We start from the raw sequence: 17077 nt of genomic DNA on the forward strand, positions 1-17077 counted from the left end.
TTTTTTGGCCCCACTGATTGGTACGTGTTAAGGTTAATACGTGTCCTGTTGTAGGGAGGCAGCACCTGTCATAACCCAATACAGTTGCGGACTAATCATTCTTGACAATGGAATTTTAGCGGAAGCTATCTGCCCCTGTAATTGGTCTTGTGCTCCGCCTTGCCAAGCATCCATAAAGGGCGATAAATAGTTTTCCAATTCGGGATAAGAAGTCAAAATTGTAAATACGTCTGCATATCTTTTATTTAGTAATTCTATGGCGTGGGGAAAGGAACAATACTTACCATTGTCATAAATTTTCAGATACCAAATAATGGCTGCCAATAGAATAATTGGGCTTTCCACGAAGAAATCCCCTTGTTTCTGTATCCAGCTTTTGTTCAGGTTTAACATTATCGTATATGCCGCTTCGTAGGCATCTGATATGTCCGTCATAAATTCGGGATTGAGCGGATTGCAACGGTGGCTCTTGCGTGGGTCGTCAAAATTTATCACGTAAAATTTTGGCGGTACTTTGTATTTATGCCTGTTCTTTAATAAGTGATTGTAGGCAATCGTGGACAGGTCGTCAAACTTAAAATCGTAGATGTACATTGAGAAGCCTTTCTCAATCTGTTGCTTTATATAATTATTTACGATTGCATACGATTTTCCGGAGCCAGGGGTTCCCAGCACAATCGTTGCCCGAAATGGGTTTACAATGTTTATCCAACCGTCATTCCATTTGTTTTTGTAGTAAAACTTTGTAGGCAGATTAACAGAGTAATCATTCTGCATTAACTTGGTTTCCTGCTGAAAGCTCTCATTTTCGTTGTTGAAAACGTCGTCCATTAAATTGCTACGGAGCAAACGGCTCATCCAAACCCCTGCAACCATTAAAGCGATATAACCTAAACCCGTCGTCAGGATATAGAGAAATGTGGCGGTGTTTAGTGGTAGCTTTAGCAATGGGAAATTCAAAAAGAAAAGGACGAAACCGATACCCAAAGCCACATAAATTTTGCCCCAAGTAATCTTTTCGTCCTTAACGCCCTTTGTACCCAAACAGCTTAAAGCCAACAATACCAAAGCAAAGACTTTGGTATATAAGGTGTGTTCAAACAGTCCTGCTGTTCGGTTGAAATTCCCTAAAATCTTATTGATGATTTCCAATGTCCAGCCACGGTGTATAAAGAACCCGTAGCAAAACCAATACAAGTGCATCAATACTATAATGATGCTTACGGCTCGCATAAAAGCCATAATCTTGGCTAAGCCTCTTAAATCGTCTTCTCCCTGCATTTCTAAAGTTTTAAATGTTCGGGCGTGAATTTAAAGGCTCAAAAGAGTGGCTATAAGAATGTGGCAGTCAATGGCAGTGGGTGGCGGTGTTTGGCTAAATGTTATTGCAGACCTCTCTTGCGTTTCCGCTTTTTCTTCATTTTATTAGCAAAGTCCTGTTCTTCGTAGTCCTCGCCCTGTGCTTCAGGGATAAGCAAACCGCCAAAGGCTTCAATCAAGCCGTCGTCTTTTTTATCGGGAATGTTTAAGTCGAACAAATGATGCAGTTCTTCCGCAGGAAGATCCGCATCATTTGATGTGGATTTCTTTTCTTTTGGCTCGTCCAGTTCTTTAATGTCCGGTTTAATGTTGTTGTTCCAATAATCATTAAAGGTATTGGCTGAAAGTTCCTTTGCTAATCGTGAGCCATTCCAAACGGTTTTGGAATTGTGGTCGATGAATGTGATACCGTAAATACGTCCTGTGTCGTTCCTGCGAACCACTACATTAATACCTTGTTCGCCCAACTGCTTTTTAAAGCTCAATTCATCAGCCGTAGATTGCAGGGCAATGGTAACGGCTGCTTTTAAAGTCTGCTGGGTCGGGTGGTCTTTCAAAGCTGTTTTGCATTTCGCAAAATGCAATTCCAATGCTGGCAGTCCAGCATTCTTTCCGAACAGGGAAGCCTTAAACGGGTGTCCGGCTCTTTCGCCCTTTTCATTTAATGGAATATACAATAAACCTTTTCGCATTTTTCCCTGCAATTCGCCCTCGATTTTCTCGGTGGTAATATTGAACAGGGATAGCAAAGCATTGTATTCTCCCAAAGTCTGAAATTGATAGTAGTTCGGCAAATGTCGTACTACCGAAGCAATCTGACTTTTTATGTCGCCTGCTTTATAATCCACAGGTTTAAAAATCTTGTCGTTATGCTGGCGTTCCTTGTCCGTAGCTGGTATGAGATTGTATTGCTTTTCGAGTTCTCGGCAAATATTCATCGACCGTACTTTCTCAAACTTATCAGGGATTTTTTTGCCGTTTTCGTCCACGCAAACCGATACGATATGAATGTGAGAGCGGTCAATATCGGTGTGTTTGAATACGACAAAAGGCTGGTCGCCATAGCCTAATTCTTTCATATACTGCTGTGCCATTTCCCTGTAAGTATCATCGCTGACCTTATCTTTTGGGTCGGGATTGAGTGAAATATGCAAGGTATGTTTCTCCGTATTTTGGTTTGCCAACAGATAAGGGGCAAAAGATTGGGCTAATTGTGCAACGGAATATTGCCCGTCTGACGTTTCAATAATCTTATTGGTAAACAGAATTTGTCCGTTTTCCTTTTCAACTTTGAGATTATTGTACGCCAATGCTCCGTATAAATTTGCACTTCTTCCGATTTTCGCTATCATTTTTCAGGCTGTTTTTTGAGGTGTTTTTGGTTAAATTCCTCGGTTATCTCCACAACTTTTTTGAACAATTCGACCATTTCTGCCGTCTGTTTTTCCAACTTGTACAGGTATGCCGATGCCTTTTTCTCGGAAAAACTCTTGTACAATAGCTTTACAATCTGATTATAGTTTACCCCGATAGAGCGGAATTGACTGTGAAACGAAGTCAGTCGCATATAGAAATCAACTGTTCCTTTGTCAATATGTACCGATTTTATCGTCTTATTGAAGATGCAAGACGTTATAAAATGTGCCTTATCTGCATACCCGATTTATCAAAGAGGGCAAGAAAACGGGCGTGTTCCTCCTCGTTAAAAGAAATCGTGTAGCGGATTTTCGCAGGGTCGTTTTTAAGCGGTCGCCCCGTCTTTTTTAACTGTTTTTTGCTGTTCTCATTCATCACTAAGCCATTTTAATTCACACAAAAACGCCGACTTCGGAGGACGTTTTCTGCTCCTGCAAGGGCAAGTGGTTTTGAGCATCCGAAAAGTTTTCGAGATGCTCAAAACACAACTTGCCGTGTTCTGTTGAACACAAAAATCCTCCCTACGGTCGGATTGATTTTAACAGGGAAAAACGGCTCGAAGCCGTCGCTGTAAAAGTCCAATTTGTCTATTCGATTTTGCATAAATCCGTTAATAAAATTCTTTTTACAAAGTAAAGCCCTCTTTCTGAAAGGATTGTACTGTAACAGAGTGCCAAACACTGCCAATGAACGCCAAACACTGCCACATAAATAAAACTGCTTGTTTATCTCTTTTCCTTTGTACCAACAAAAGGATATAAGTGCGTAGATAGCTATGCAGGTAACAACATAAGTACCTCAATACCGAGATAGGTAAATGAGTAAACAGGTACATAGAAAAGTACCTATTCAGATACCTGCCTATGCAGTCCTGTACGGACAAATGCAGGTACATAAGTAAGTAGGTCTGCCCGTACAAACCTACTTACCCGCATACCGATATAGGTATGTATTCAGGTACATAGATAGCTTGTTGCATAGGTGCGTAGCTACCCAAGTATATCGGTACAGAGCTACCTATCTATTTGCAGAGCCACATAGGTATCTGACTACGGATATAAGCACCTACGCACATAGGTAATTAAGTATGTAAATAATTAAAACAGTTGAAATATGAATGCAAAACACAAAACAGTATTTATCGCCTTTTCTTCTCAAAAAGGCGGTGTCGGTAAGAGTACATTTACAACTCTTGCAGCGAGTATCCTGCATTATCGGTTGGGCTACAACGTAGCCGTATTTGATGCGGATTTTCCACAGCACAGCCTGATGAAAATGAAAGAACGTGATTTATCTATGGTAATGGAAAACGAGGCTTTGAAAAAGCTGGCTTACAAACAATTTACCACAATCAACAAAAAAGCCTATCCGATTATACAGCACAAAGCGGATAGCGTGTTGGAAGCGGCACACGAATTTGTAAACGCTTCAGCCGTTCCTGTTGATGCCGTGTTCTTCGACCTGCCGGGAACTGTAAATACGCCGGGTATTCTGAAAGCGTTGGCAGGAATGCACCACATTTTTACGCCTATCACGGCAGACCGTGTTGTAATGGAGAGTACCCTCGTTTTCACACAGCTATTAAAGGACGTGATTATGAAAAAGGGCGAAACCTCGATAGAAACCATTAACCTGTTTTGGAACCAAGTGGACGGCAGGGAAAGCACCCCATTGTATGAGGTCTATAACAAACTTATAGACCAATTAGGTTTAAGCCTGATGCAGAGCCAAGTCAAGAACAGCACACGCTTTCGCAAAGAAAGTGAAGTAAACAGCAAAGCCGTTTTCCGCTCAACGCTGATGCCTCCCGATGAACGACTGATGAAAACCTGTCAATTGGACGAGTTTATGAGCGAATTTTTAAAAATCATTCAATTATAGGCACTATGGAAAAAGAAAACAAGAAAAAGGTTACTCCCGACATTAACGAGGAATTTATGATGAACCTTATGGTTGATGGCGTAAAGAAAGAGGGTTTACAGCCATTGCAAGAACCTCCGAGCGAAGCACCCGAAACGGAAGCCGAAAAGCCAAAGGAACTGCCACGGGAGAAACCCGTTATCAGGGAAAGAAGCCGAAGCAAACGAAGTTCCGATGCCGATTACGAAAGTATCTTTTTCAGGAAATCGGAAACCAATGCCCGTGACGGGAAAACGGTTTATATCCGTCCTGAATTTCACGAAAAGCTGACACGCATAATACAGGTAATTGGCGAAGACAAAATAACCATTTATGCTTATTTAGACAATTTGCTGGATTACCATTTTCAGGAATTTGCCGAACAGATTACCAAAAGTTATAACGAAAAATATAAACCCATTTAATTAGTAGAGATATGGAAACGAATAAAAAAACAGCCGGAGCAAAGAAGACAGGCAAAACTTATAGTGCTAAATTTCTAAAAAGAAGTAAAATGAAAGGTAGAGGCGATAAAGCTATTTATGTAAGTCCCGAATACCACGAAAAGCTAACACACATTGTAAAGGTAATCGGTAAGAGCGAAATCCCATTGTACGCCATTTTGGATAATATATTGGAACATCATTTTGAATTGTTTTCCGAAGAAATTATCAAGGAGTATAACAAAAAATTCAAACCTCTTTTTTAGCTATGGAAACGATAATCGTAATATGTCTGTTGGTAATTATTGTCCTGCTTGTACAGGACAAGATTATCATTAAAAGGAAATTGAAACAGAAACCTACGCAGGAAAAAGTCAATCCGAAACTACCCGATATTATGGGACAACCTAAGCCCGTAAGAAGCCAATCAGTGCCAAACACTGCCAATGAGAGCCAAATTGCAGAACCGGAGATTAACCCTGCTAATTTGGTCATCGAATATGACAAATACGAAGAAGTCAATATTCAAATTCCGCAGGAAGAATTGGACGAAGTATTCAGAAATGTACCTGATTTGACGGAGGAGGTAGAATTGAACAGGTATAGAGCTTCCGTAGGCGATGACGGTTTTGCCCAAGGGGTTACCTTTCAGGAACTAAACAACGTGGGGGTCTTGCTTCAGAAAGAAAAATTAGAGCCAGCCCAAAAGGAAACAGCGATTGATATAGTTCAAAGATTACAAGGAACCGAATTATTTGCTCTGCTGGAAAGTTCAATGGAGGGAGCTTCCCTAAAGATTGCCGAGCTTTTGGATAGCACTCTTACAACTGATACCAAAGACAATTCTTCCAATTTGCGGAAAAGTGATTTAAGTGATTTTGACATTGGGGAGTTTATATAGACTTCCCTTTGTCTTTTAGAAAACAAGGGAATATCTTTTAACCTCCGGTTGCCTTTACGAATTTTGGAGTGTCAAACTTTGGTGTAATTGTAGGCAAATCCACTTTGACAGATATAGGCATTGGAAAATCAACACCCATTACAATGGCTTCTCCAGACCCCAAAGACGGCAGAAATGAAAGTGTTTCTTTATTAGCTGTTGAACAAGCACTTGCTATCGCTTCTTTATCTTGGTAGTTTATCAGTCTATGAGTAATAAATGTTCCCATCTGACTTAATGTTCCCACAGGAATATCTCTTGGCATCTGTGTCGATAAACAGAGGAATAATCCATATTTTCGGCTTTCCTTAGCTATATTGTCAAAAGCATTTAACTCTGTACTTTCAAAATATTCATCTTTAACTTTTTTATTCAAGAACTGATGTGCTTCATCAACAAAAAGTATTAAAGGGTTTTCTCTAAAGGCATTGGTTCTTGCTTTGTTTAATAAATATCTTCCCAATGAGTTTGCTAAAATTTCTCGTACCTGAAAATTATATGGGACGTTTTCAAACCCAATTCTCAATACGTTTAAATCAGGATTGTCTAAAAACTCATTAATCTTCGTTATCAAGTTGTTGGTTGTTGGTGCATTAAATCCAAACATTCCTGCATAATCATTGTCAGATATGACATTATTGACACGCATTATTAGGCTGGTTGCATTTCCATAATTTCTTTCATCCCTATTTGTTGCCCAACGGTCATTAAATATTTGAAAACATTCGTTTCCAATTTGTCTATGAAGTAGGTTTATACCAAAATTATTTATTGAAAAATCTTCTACTATCGCCTTGTAAGTAAAGTAAGCATTATTATATGCGGCAGTAAAATTTCCCTGTTTTACAATCAATCCATTGTTTATCACAACTTGCTGCCCTCTAAAAGTGAAATTGTCATTTGTTCCATCATTAAGATGTCCATTATTGGGAATATTACTCATTAAACAGTGAGCAACTTTCAAAGATTTTATCGCTTCCAACAAAACAGGCTGTTGTACTTGTCCTGATGGTCTGAACAGGACAAACAAGTCATTTATAGTTAAATTTTGATAAGGAAAAGTGAGCTTCTGAAATAAGCACGGAATGTGCGACTTTCGGATGTGCATCAAACGTGGAATATTCTCCTGTTGGGTCTAAAATAATAGCCTTTGCGCCAGTTTCAATAACACCCTCGATAAATTTACTAATTGTATAACTTTTTCCACCACCCGTTGTACCCACCACAGCACAATGCCTACTGAAGATTGCTTGCAATGAAATATCTACGGGAACATTTTTATCATAAATCAAATTACCCATTCTAAATGTCGGAGAATGCTCAATATTTTCTGGTTTTATACCGAAAGTTTTGAAATGAGTAGATAAAAATTCTGAAGAACAAATGAATACCTTAGAGCCAATAAGTGGTAAACTGTTTATGCCTTTTTCTATTTTATTGGGGTTAAATAAGTCAAATGATAGCAAAATCTCAATTCTGCCAACCGGATGAAATGCCTTAGTTGAAAAGGTTCTTTCGCTTAATTCTAATCGTTCTTTCTCGGGCAACGATATTTCCAACATTTTTCCTAAAAACCCCTTGTCTTCTCCCTCAATAACAATATAATTGCCAACAAGACCACCCCGCAACACTTCTGCGTGATGCACAAATGTTTTCATCAAAACTGATGAAGGAAAATGCACTTTGACAAAAGCAGGGGATACAAAATTTATGTACCCAAGAAAGTGGCTGTGATTAAAAGGACTATTACTCATAGTTAGGAGTTAGGAATGTTAATTACTATTTGTCTTGTATCTTCCTGATTATAAGATTTTAAGTCAGGATAATTTTTGGCGAAATCTTCAAAGGTTTCTGATACAATACTTAAATTGGAATATTTCTTTGAAGCATCAATAAATGGCTTCAGATTTTCATTAGTTTCATCTATTCCACGATTGATAATCATTAATTGGAAACTTGGATTTTGTTCAAGAGCTTCGATAATAGCAGTAACTATATGTTTATCTCCGAAGCTGAACCCTATCGTTATGAGAAAAACATTATCCTTTCGGAGATTAGATTGGAACCTCGACATCATCTCGAAATACGGCTGTTCATAAGAACTTTCGTATTTAGACTGATGCGGGTAAATCATCAATGGGTTGTCAGGGTTTTCTTTCTGTATAATTTTGTTGTCTTCTTTTTCCCAATTTACAGAACCGTGTAACTTATACAAGTGAAAAACCTTTTGAATGAAATTATCTTCCTCTTTTACCCTGCTTTGATTTCGAGAAACAATATCATAATCATAATTACGTCCGCTAAATATTCTTGGTTGAGAAAATGAAAAGCCATCAATAACCACAAAATTGCTTTCACAAGCCGCCTGTTCAAACATCATATCGTAGTTCAATGTGAACAATTTAAATCGTGGTAGCGTAACCTTTCGTTTGGTTATTTTATTTAGTAAAAGCGTATGAGGTGAATTATCAGGTAAACTCAATTGACAAGCATCTTTGATAAAATCTTTAATCTTGTTTACACAATCTTCTATGTCAATATCGCCTTTAGGTACATAAGGAATAGCAGGGGTAGCCATAGAAAGAACTTTTTCTAAATTTTTCACGATTGTACCATCTTCCCATTTCTCTTCATAGCCAATCGTTTCAAGCAACTTGTTAAAAACATCAGTAGTCAAAAGGGCTTCCGCATCATCCCATAAATTAGCCATCGACTTACCTAATTTTTCATCCTTGCCCCAACCAATGGACGAGCCAGCCCCTGTGAGGAGTAATAAATTTTCAAACTGATTATTTAAAGTTTGAGAATACTTGTTCCTCTTTGTTGCAATAGCATAATCTATCCTGTTTTCAGTGCTTTCTTTGAAATCGTGAAGTTTACCGTCGATATACACTTTGACATCGGCAGCATCACTATCATCATAAGCAACAGAACTGTTATTGTTGAGTAAAATATAATTCATACACTCATATTTTGTTTATTAAAACTCGTGTTTATAAGAAGTTTTCAAGGCACTGCCTTAACTATGTTTCAATTGATTTAATACTATTTTCAAAGCCTGTTTTCCTATTTCTTTATCGTCAATAAGACTTTTTATTTTATCAGATAACCACAAAATCAATAATTCATCTAATGGTACGTTCAGAAATTCAGCAAGATTTTCTAAATGCTTTCTTGGTAATAATCTTTCCTCATTTTCTACCTTACTGATAAAAGCATTATCCAATTCTAAAGCTGCCCCAACCTCTCTTAGGAACAACCCCTTACTTTCTCTCAATTCTTTTATATGTTTTCCAAATGCCATTTTGATTTTTTACGACTTGTCTAAAAAGTTCAAATTTACAAAAATACTTTTAATGAGTAGATAATTTAAGCCAACATTATGCCATTGAACGCCAAACACTTCCTTTGACTGCCACTTTAAAAGACCGCCTCCATTTCCATTAGACATTTGTGCCGTAAGCCCGTAAGGTACGGGATAACAGTAACAAATTAATCTTTTTCAAAAATGGAAAAACAGAGAAAAAAAGTTTTGCTGGCAGCCGTGGCGATGCTGTCAGGAATTGGTGCGTTCGCACAGGGAAACGGGTCGGCAGGTATCAACGAAGCTACCCAAATGGTAACGTCCTACTTTGACCCAGCTACCCAATTGATTTATGCGATTGGGGCGGTCGTCGGGTTAATCGGGGGCGTGAAAGTGTATAACAAATTTAGTTCGGGCGACCCTGATACGAGTAAGACGGCAGCAAGCTGGTTTGGTGCTTGTATCTTCCTGATTGTGGCGGCTACAATCCTACGTTCATTCTTCCTGTAAATCCTCTGCCTTATGAATAGTTACAACATTAACAAAGGCATTGGCAGGACGGTTGAGTTCAGGGGCTTAAAGGCACAGTATCTTTTCATCTTCGCTGGTGGTCTGTTGGGTACGCTCATCTTCGTGATGATACTGTATATGGCTGGCGTAAGTAATTACGTCTGCCTGTTCCTCGGAGCTGGCGGTGCTTCGCTCATTGTGTGGCAAACATTCTCGCTGAACAAAAAATACGGCGAACACGGATTGATGAAAGTAGGTGCAAGAAAACGACACCCTCGCTTCATCATTTGCCGCAAGCCTGTACGCAGGTATTTAAAATTCACTCCTAAACCTAAAGCCGTATGAGAAATGTAGCCAAGACAGCCACATTGGAGAATAAATTCCCTTTGCTGGCAGTAGAGAACAACTGTATCTTATCCAAAGATGCAGACATTACCGCCTGCTTTGAGGTGCGGTTGCCGGAACTGTTTACCGTAGCCTCTGCCGAGTATGAAGCCATTCATTCGGCTTGGCATAAGGCAATCAAGACCTTGCCCGATTTTACGGTAATCCACAAACAGGATTGGTATATCAAAGAGAGCTATGCTCCCGATTTGGCACAGGAAGACCAAAGTTTTTTATCAAAGTCGTATCAACGCCATTTCAACGAACGACCGTTCCTGAACCATTATTGCTATCTGTTCCTGACGAAGACGTCCAAAAACAGAATGCGTATGCAAAGTAACTTTTCATCGCTTTGCAAGGGTACGCTTATTCCAAAGGAAATCAATAAGGAAGCAATACACCGATTTATGGAAGCGGTCGCACAGTTTGAGCGTATCGTGAACGATAGCGGTTTTATAACCCTGCGACGTTTGACAGAAGATGATATAACCGGAACGGACGAGCAACAGGGATTGCTGGAACAATACCTCACGCTTTCGAGAGAAGCCGGAACACCAATGCAGGATATTGGCTTAGGTGCTGAAGAAGTCCGTGTAGGGAACAAAAGATTGTCCTTGCACACGCTGTCCGATACTGACGACTTGCCTGCAACCGTTTCGGCTGATACCCGATACGAAAAGCTATCCACTGACCGGAGCGACTGCCGTCTGTCCTTTGCTGCTCCCGTAGGATTGTTGTTGAGCTGTAACCACATTTACAATCAATACATATTCTTGGATAACAGCGAGGACAACCTACAACGGTTTGAGAAGTCTGCCCGTAATATGCACTCTTTGGCAAGGTACAGCCGTGCCAACCAAATTAACAAAGAGTGGATTGAAAAATACCTGAACGAAGCACATTCGTTCGGTCTTTCTTCTGTTAGAGCACACTTTAATATTATGGCTTGGTCGGAAGACCCTGCGGAACTCAAACAGTTGAAAAACGATTGCGGTAGTGCATTGGCACTAATGGAATGTAAGCCTCGCCACAATACTACGGACGTGGCAACCTTGTATTGGGCTGGAATGGCTGGTAATGCCGGGGACTTTCCTGCGGAAGAAAGTTTTTACACGTTTATTGAGCCTGCTCTATGTTTCTTCACGGAAGAAACCAACTACCACAATTCGCCCTCTCCGTTCGGGATAAAAATGGCTGACCGTTTGACCGGAAAGCCAATCCATTTGGATATTTCCGATTTACCAATGAAAAGGGGAATTATCACGAACCGGAACAAGTTCATTCTTGGTCCGTCAGGTTCGGGAAAATCTTTTTTTACCAATCATATGGTAAGGCAGTATTTCGAGCAAGGTGCTCACGTTCTGCTGGTAGATACGGGTAACTCTTATCAGGGATTGTGTGAACTGATTAAAGGAAAAACCAAAGGCGAAGACGGTGTTTACTTCACTTATACCGAGGATAATCCGATTGCCTTTAATCCTTTCTACACCGACGACGGTGTGTTTGATATTGAGAAAAGGGAAAGTATCAAAACTTTGATACTCACGCTTTGGAAACGGGACGATGAACCGCCTACAAGGTCTGAAGAAGTGGCACTTTCCAATGCCGTTTCGGGTTACATCGAACGTATCAAACAAGACGATACCTACCCGTCATTTAATGGTTTCTACGAGTATGTAAAAGGCGATTACCGCAAGGTTTTAGAGGAAAAACAAGTCAGGGAAAAAGACTTTGATATTGCCAATTTCCTGAACGTTTTAGAGCCTTACTATCGTGGCGGAGAGTATGATTATTTGTTGAACTCCGACAAGCAATTAGACCTGTTATCCAAGCGATTTATCGTGTTTGAAATTGATGCGATTAAAGACCACAAAATCCTGTTTCCCATTGTGACCATCATCATTATGGAGGTGTTCATCAACAAGATGCGGAGGCTGAAAGGTATTCGCAAGCTGATACTGATTGAGGAAGCGTGGAAGGCGATTGCGAAAGAGGGAATGGCGGAATACATCAAGTATTTGTTTAAGACAGTCCGCAAATTTTTCGGAGAAGCCATAGTCGTCACGCAGGAGGTCGATGATATAATCCAGTCGCCCATTGTAAAGGAAAGTATCATCAACAACAGCGATTGCAAAATTCTCTTAGACCAAAGGAAATATATGAACAAGTTCGATGACATACAGGCGATGCTCGGACTTACGGACAAAGAGAAAGGACAGGTACTATCTATCAATATGAACAACGATGCCAGTCGCTTGTACAAGGAAGTTTGGATAGGATTGGGCGGAACACACTCGGCAGTGTACGCAACGGAAGTAAGCCTCGAAGAATATTTGGCTTACACGACGGAGGAAACCGAAAAAATGGAAGTGATGCAACTCGCTTCCGAATTGGACGGTAACGTAGAACTCGCCATTAAGCATATCGCTATGCAAAGGCGTGACAATGCAAATCAATAGTAATTAACAATCAAAAATTTTAAGACAATGAAAAAGATGTTTTTAATGGCAATCACGGCATTAATGCTTGCCGTTGCCCCAAGTGCGAAAGCTCAATTTGTGGTAACTGACCCTGCAAATTTAGCATCAGGTATTCTCAACTCGGCGAACGAAATCGTACAGACTTCTTCGACCGTGAGTAACGTAGTCAAGAACTTTAACGAGGTCAAGAAAGTGTACGAACAAGGTAAGGAATATTACGACAAGCTCAAAGCCGTAAACAACCTTGTGAAAGATGCCCGTAAGGTGCAACAGACTGTTTTGCTGGTGGGCGATGTATCGGAAATGTATGTGCAAAACTTCGGCAAAATGATGAACGACCCGAATTTCTCCGCACAGGAACTGACCGCAATCTCAAATGGTTACTCGGCTTTGCTGAATGAAAGTACCGAGTTGCTAAAGGAACTGAAACAGATTGTAACCTCCACAGGCTTGTCACTAAATGACAAGGAGCGAATGGACATTATCGACCGTGTGTATAAGGAGGTCAAAGAATACCACAGCCTTGTCAGATACTACACGAATAAGAATATCTCTGTCAGTATCCTGAGAGCAAAGAAACAGAATAATACCAAACGAGTGCTTGACTTGTACGGAACTCCTAACCAAAAATATTGGTAGTTATGGAATTTCAAAATCTGCACGAAGTCCTACGCTCATTGTATGATGAGATGCTCCCACTGTCCGCCGATATGGCGGCAGTGGCTAAGGGCGTAGCCGGCTTGGGTGCTTTGTTCTATGTCGCCATAAAAGTATGGCAGGCATTGAGTAGAGCCGAACCCATAGATATGTACCCTTTGCTCCGTCCGTTCGCTTTGGGTATCTGTATTATGTTCTTTCCGACAATCGTGTTGGGAACAATCAATGCGGTACTAAGTCCGGTGGTACAGGGTACACACGCTATTCTCGAAAATCAGGTGCTTGACCTGAACGAGTTGCAACAGAAAAAAGACCTGCTCGAACGGGAAGCGATGCTCCGCAATCCTGAAACGGCATATCTCGTAGATAATGAGGAGTTCGACGCAAAGCTCGAAGAATTGGGCTGGTCGCCGGGCGACCTGATTACTATGTCAGGTATGTATATGGACAGGTTTGCCTACCAAACCGAACAAGCCATTAAGAATTGGTTTCGCAACCTGCTGGAAAGTGCCGTTTCAGGCTGCTGCATTGGTCGTCGATACGATACGAACATTCTTCCTGATAGTCCTGTCCATACTCGGACCAATAGCCTTTGCTATTTCCGTGTGGGACGGCTTTCAGAGTACGCTCACGCAGTGGCTCACAAGGTATGTGAGCGTTTACCTGTGGTTGCCCGTCGCCGACCTGTTCAGCTCAATGCTTGCTAAAATCCAATCCCTGATTATCGAAAAGGATATACAGATGTTGGCTGACCCGACCTACATACCCGATACGGGTAATACCGTGTACATCATCTTTATGATTATCGGCATCGTGGGTACTTCACTGTACCGACCGTAACAGGCTGGGTAATTCAGGCTGGTGGTGCTGGAAACTTTACCCGAAATGTAAACCAAGCTGCTATGAAAGCCGGAAATGTCGCAAGTGCCGGAGCTGGTTCTGCTGCCGGAAATATCGGAGGGCAATTGCTTAAAAAATAATGTAAAACGAATAATCATTTAACAATGGAATTTAAAACGCTTAGAAATATTGAAAACAGCTTCCGTCAGATACGTCTGTATGCGATAGTGTTTGCCGTTCTCTGTATTGGCGTGGTAGGATTTGCCGTGTGGAAATCGTACAGCTTCGCCAACGAGCAACGCCAAAAAATCTATGTGCTGGACAACGGCAAATCTTTGATGCTTGCCTTATCACAAGATGCAAGCATTAACAGACCTGTGGAAGCAAGGGAAGCAGGTTCCGGAGATTTCACGAACTGTTTTTTACGCTTGCACCTGATAAGAATGCTATCGAGAGCAATATGGCAAGGGCATTCAACCTTGCCGACAAATCAGCCTTTGACTATTACAAAGACTTATCGGAGAAAGGTTATTACTCCCGTATCATATCGGGGAATGTTCAGCAACGCATTGAGGTCGATAGTGTCGTGCGCAACTTCGACAACTATCCCTATTCGGTGCGGACGTATGCGAAGCAATTTATCATACGGTCGAGTAACGTAACACGCCGTAACCTGATTACCTCCTGCTATCTCGTAAACTCCGTAAGGTCGGATAATAACCCACAGGGATTTAATATCGAAAAGTTTGCGGTGGTTGAAAATCGGGATATCGAAGTCATTGAACGCTAAAATTTACGGATATGGATAAGCTACTTGATTTAGACACATTCGCAAAAACATTGACTGACAAAGGTTATGACGGATATTTCCATACGGAAGCTGATTATCCGGGCAAAGTCAAAGAAAGTATCAACAGGTTTTTGGAGGCTTGTAAGAACGGTACGGACAAACCGCTGTATGCTGATAGCATTTCGCTAAAAACATATCTCGAATGGAACGGAGATGACAAACCCTATACTGATTGCTATATGCGTGTACGGTATGAAGACGGCAAATTCGATGTACAGAGTTTGGAAATTGAAAGGAAAGACCGTTACGGGCATTCAATGAAAAAATCGGAACTGACCAACCTTACAACGGGGTCGGTTCCGACCGCAAAGGAAGCCCTTTCCAAAGTCCTTGATACACCTAAACAACAGTTTTCTCCCCGAAAAAGAGGGTTTAAAATGAGAACCTGAAATAATAAGAGTATGAAAAAATTAAGGGAAAATATCGACAGGTTTTTTGACAGGCTGGACGAAAATTGGAGGACAATGCCCGTTCGCAAACAGCACCAATACACGCTATACCTGTTTGTGGGCTACCTGCTACTGACCGTAGGGGTTGTTGCAAAAAGTGTGGTACGATACAAGCCAGTCAAAAAACGATATGCACATCGACCATATCGAAAACCCTGTCCTGAAACAGACCAAAGCCCTGCAAGATTGCAGACACATTAAAAACAATTTTTAAAAAATCAAATTTACTGAAAGAACAATTTAAAAAAAGGTCAGTTTTCTCGTTGAGGGGGACGACCAAAACGGAGCATCAAATCTGCCCGAAGAAAAAAAGAACAATACCGAGAAATTGAAAAAGCCATTCATTTTTGGCTTAATGGGTATTGTTTTCGTGGGCTGTATGTATTTGATATTTAAACCGTCGGAAGACAAAAAGGAAATCGAAAATATTTGGGTCTGAACGATGCCGTTCCGCAAGCTACGGGAGCAGGAATGCCCGACAATAAGGGCAAGGCTTACGAGCTTGAAATGCTGGAACAAAAGGAGCAAGAGAAACGCAATGCTTTAGCAACACTTTCAGATTATTGGAACACGGACGATAAGGAAGAACCGATAGACGAATTTGCCCAGGAGGAAGAAAGCTACGGCTATGGTAATGGCGGTCGAAGTTCAGGGAGAAACGGGGGCAATCCTGCATTGAACAGCTACCGCAATATGCAAAGTACATTGGGGTCTTTCTATCAGGACGACAATTCGGAAACAATGGAACTCCGCAGACAGTTGGACGAACTCAAAGAGCAATCAGCGGAGCAAAATGTACCGAAACCAACAACCGTAGATGACCAGCTTGCATTAATGGAAAAATCGTATCAAATGGCAGCGAAGATCTCCTGCTAATACGCCTGCAAGCTCCGCAGAAAATGCACCTGCAAACGGTACGGCAACAGGAACAACGGGGACAAATCAAAAGGAGCATTTTGTGGTGTTCACTCCGGCAAGGAAGAACACCGTATCAGCCTTGTACCGTGAACCTACGGACAGTGCCTTTTTAGCCGATTGGAGCGAAACCCGAAATCGGGGATTTTATACTGCTGGTGCTAAAGAGCAAATTGTACAACCTAAAAACAGTATTAGAGCCTGCGTACACGATGCACAAACGGTAGTTGGCGAAACAGGCGTAAGGTTACGGCTGTTAGAACCTGCAAAAACGCCAATCCGTACAATCCCACAGGGAACGATTGTAACAGCTAATGCGAAATTTCAGGGAGGGCGTTTGCAACTCAAAATAACCTCTATCGAATTGGAGGGCAATATCATTCCCGTAGATATAACCATTTACGATTTGGATGGTCAGCAGGGTTTGTACGTTCCGTATTCCCCCGAAATGAATGCACTTACAGAAATGGCTGGCAATATGAGCCAGACAGGTGGAACGAGTGTAATGCTGACACAAAATGCAGGACAACAAGTCGCTGCCGATTTAAGTCGTGGCGTGGTACAAGGAATTTGGGCTATTTCGCCAAAGAAAGTACGCACACCAAAAGTCACGCTAAAGGCAGGACACCAAGTATTCCTTGTATCAAAACAATAATTGTATAACTCAAAT

The 17077-nt window shown here is 41.0% G+C and carries 16 protein-coding genes and 4 pseudogenes; 13 read left to right on the plus strand and 7 right to left on the minus strand.

What is annotated here, in order from left to right; genetic code table 11:
* Nucleotides 1-63: 63 nt before the first annotated feature.
* From AC1RYN_RS11065 to mobA, 3 genes and pseudogenes are all read right to left on the minus strand, one after another.
* Nucleotides 64-1281, minus strand: a pseudogene (locus AC1RYN_RS11065) (YWFCY domain-containing protein); the annotation flags it as partial.
* Nucleotides 1282-1382: 101 nt separating this feature from the next.
* On the minus strand, nucleotides 1383-2672 hold the full coding sequence (gene mobB, locus AC1RYN_RS11070; protein WP_024564676.1) for a conjugal transfer protein MobB: 1290 nt from the start codon (nucleotides 2670-2672) through the stop codon (nucleotides 1383-1385).
* Nucleotides 2669-3111, minus strand: a pseudogene (mobA, locus tag AC1RYN_RS11075) (conjugal transfer protein MobA). Before mobA ends, mobB begins: the two are co-directional and overlap by 4 nt.
* A gap of 738 nt (nucleotides 3112-3849) precedes the next feature.
* On the opposite strand from mobA, the gene AC1RYN_RS11080 reads away from it, so the two are divergent.
* From AC1RYN_RS11080 to AC1RYN_RS11095, 4 genes are all read left to right on the plus strand, one after another.
* Nucleotides 3850-4617, plus strand: coding sequence for a ParA family protein (locus AC1RYN_RS11080; RefSeq protein ID WP_002979427.1), 768 nt, complete (start codon nucleotides 3850-3852; stop codon nucleotides 4615-4617).
* Nucleotides 4618-4622: 5 nt separating this feature from the next.
* Entirely contained in the window at nucleotides 4623-5060 is a 438-nt protein-coding gene (locus AC1RYN_RS11085) for a DUF3408 domain-containing protein (protein WP_024564678.1), read from the plus strand.
* An 11-nt stretch (nucleotides 5061-5071) separates the two neighbouring features.
* A complete protein-coding gene (locus AC1RYN_RS11090) occupies nucleotides 5072-5344 on the plus strand; it encodes a DUF3408 domain-containing protein (protein WP_002979429.1) in 273 nt (90 codons plus the stop codon).
* Nucleotides 5345-5475: 131 nt separating this feature from the next.
* A complete protein-coding gene (locus tag AC1RYN_RS11095) occupies nucleotides 5476-5979 on the plus strand; it encodes a conjugal transfer protein TraD (RefSeq protein ID WP_481807017.1) in 504 nt (167 codons plus the stop codon).
* 37 nt (nucleotides 5980-6016) lie between these two features.
* Here AC1RYN_RS11095 and AC1RYN_RS11100 read toward each other — a convergent pair whose 3' ends face one another.
* Genes AC1RYN_RS11100 through AC1RYN_RS11115 form a run of 4 tightly spaced genes read right to left on the minus strand, consistent with a single transcriptional unit; the run spans nucleotide 6017 to nucleotide 9322 of the window.
* Entirely contained in the window at nucleotides 6017-7048 is a 1032-nt protein-coding gene (locus AC1RYN_RS11100) for an ATP-binding protein (protein ID WP_481807018.1), read from the minus strand.
* A gap of 1 nt (nucleotide 7049) precedes the next feature.
* Nucleotides 7050-7772 carry a helicase HerA domain-containing protein gene (locus tag AC1RYN_RS11105; protein WP_481807019.1) on the minus strand — a complete coding sequence of 241 codons (723 nt, stop codon included), beginning with the start codon at nucleotides 7770-7772 and terminating at the stop codon, nucleotides 7050-7052.
* A gap of 2 nt (nucleotides 7773-7774) precedes the next feature.
* Nucleotides 7775-8980 (minus strand): SIR2 family protein, encoded by a 1206-nt coding sequence (locus AC1RYN_RS11110; protein WP_002979432.1) that lies wholly within the window; start codon nucleotides 8978-8980, stop codon nucleotides 7775-7777.
* Nucleotides 8981-9037: 57 nt separating this feature from the next.
* Nucleotides 9038-9322: a helix-turn-helix domain-containing protein gene (locus tag AC1RYN_RS11115; RefSeq protein WP_002979433.1), complete on the minus strand. Its 285-nt coding sequence runs from the start codon at nucleotides 9320-9322 to the stop codon at nucleotides 9038-9040.
* Between the two features lie 204 nt (nucleotides 9323-9526).
* Between AC1RYN_RS11115 and AC1RYN_RS11120 the strand changes: the two genes are divergently transcribed.
* From AC1RYN_RS11120 to traM, 9 genes and pseudogenes are all read left to right on the plus strand, one after another.
* A complete protein-coding gene (locus AC1RYN_RS11120) occupies nucleotides 9527-9832 on the plus strand; it encodes a DUF4134 domain-containing protein (protein WP_002979435.1) in 306 nt (101 codons plus the stop codon).
* 12 nt (nucleotides 9833-9844) lie between these two features.
* Nucleotides 9845-10177, plus strand: coding sequence for a DUF4133 domain-containing protein (locus AC1RYN_RS11125; protein ID WP_002979436.1), 333 nt, complete (start codon nucleotides 9845-9847; stop codon nucleotides 10175-10177).
* Nucleotides 10174-12675, plus strand: a complete 2502-nt coding sequence (locus tag AC1RYN_RS11130; RefSeq protein ID WP_024564679.1) for a TraG family conjugative transposon ATPase — start codon at nucleotides 10174-10176, stop codon at nucleotides 12673-12675. Before AC1RYN_RS11125 ends, AC1RYN_RS11130 begins: the two co-directional genes overlap by 4 nt.
* Before the next feature lie 45 nt (nucleotides 12676-12720).
* Complete coding sequence (locus AC1RYN_RS11135) at nucleotides 12721-13335, plus strand: DUF4141 domain-containing protein (RefSeq protein WP_372487774.1); 615 nt, start codon at nucleotides 12721-12723, stop codon at nucleotides 13333-13335.
* A gap of 2 nt (nucleotides 13336-13337) precedes the next feature.
* A pseudogene (traJ, locus tag AC1RYN_RS11140) lies at nucleotides 13338-14333 on the plus strand (conjugative transposon protein TraJ).
* 24 nt (nucleotides 14334-14357) lie between these two features.
* Nucleotides 14358-14983 (plus strand): annotated as a pseudogene (traK, locus tag AC1RYN_RS11145) (conjugative transposon protein TraK).
* An 11-nt stretch (nucleotides 14984-14994) separates the two neighbouring features.
* A complete protein-coding gene (locus AC1RYN_RS11150) occupies nucleotides 14995-15432 on the plus strand; it encodes a hypothetical protein (RefSeq protein ID WP_481807020.1) in 438 nt (145 codons plus the stop codon).
* A 489-nt stretch (nucleotides 15433-15921) separates the two neighbouring features.
* The gene (locus AC1RYN_RS11155; protein WP_481807021.1) at nucleotides 15922-16368 is read left to right on the plus strand and encodes a hypothetical protein; all 447 of its coding nucleotides are present in this window, start codon (nucleotides 15922-15924) and stop codon (nucleotides 16366-16368) included.
* A gap of 82 nt (nucleotides 16369-16450) precedes the next feature.
* Complete coding sequence (gene traM / locus AC1RYN_RS11160) at nucleotides 16451-17062, plus strand: conjugative transposon protein TraM (protein WP_481807022.1); 612 nt, start codon at nucleotides 16451-16453, stop codon at nucleotides 17060-17062.
* Nucleotides 17063-17077: the final 15 nt, after the last annotated feature.

This window comes from Flavobacterium sp. TC780, from assembly GCF_056783245.1.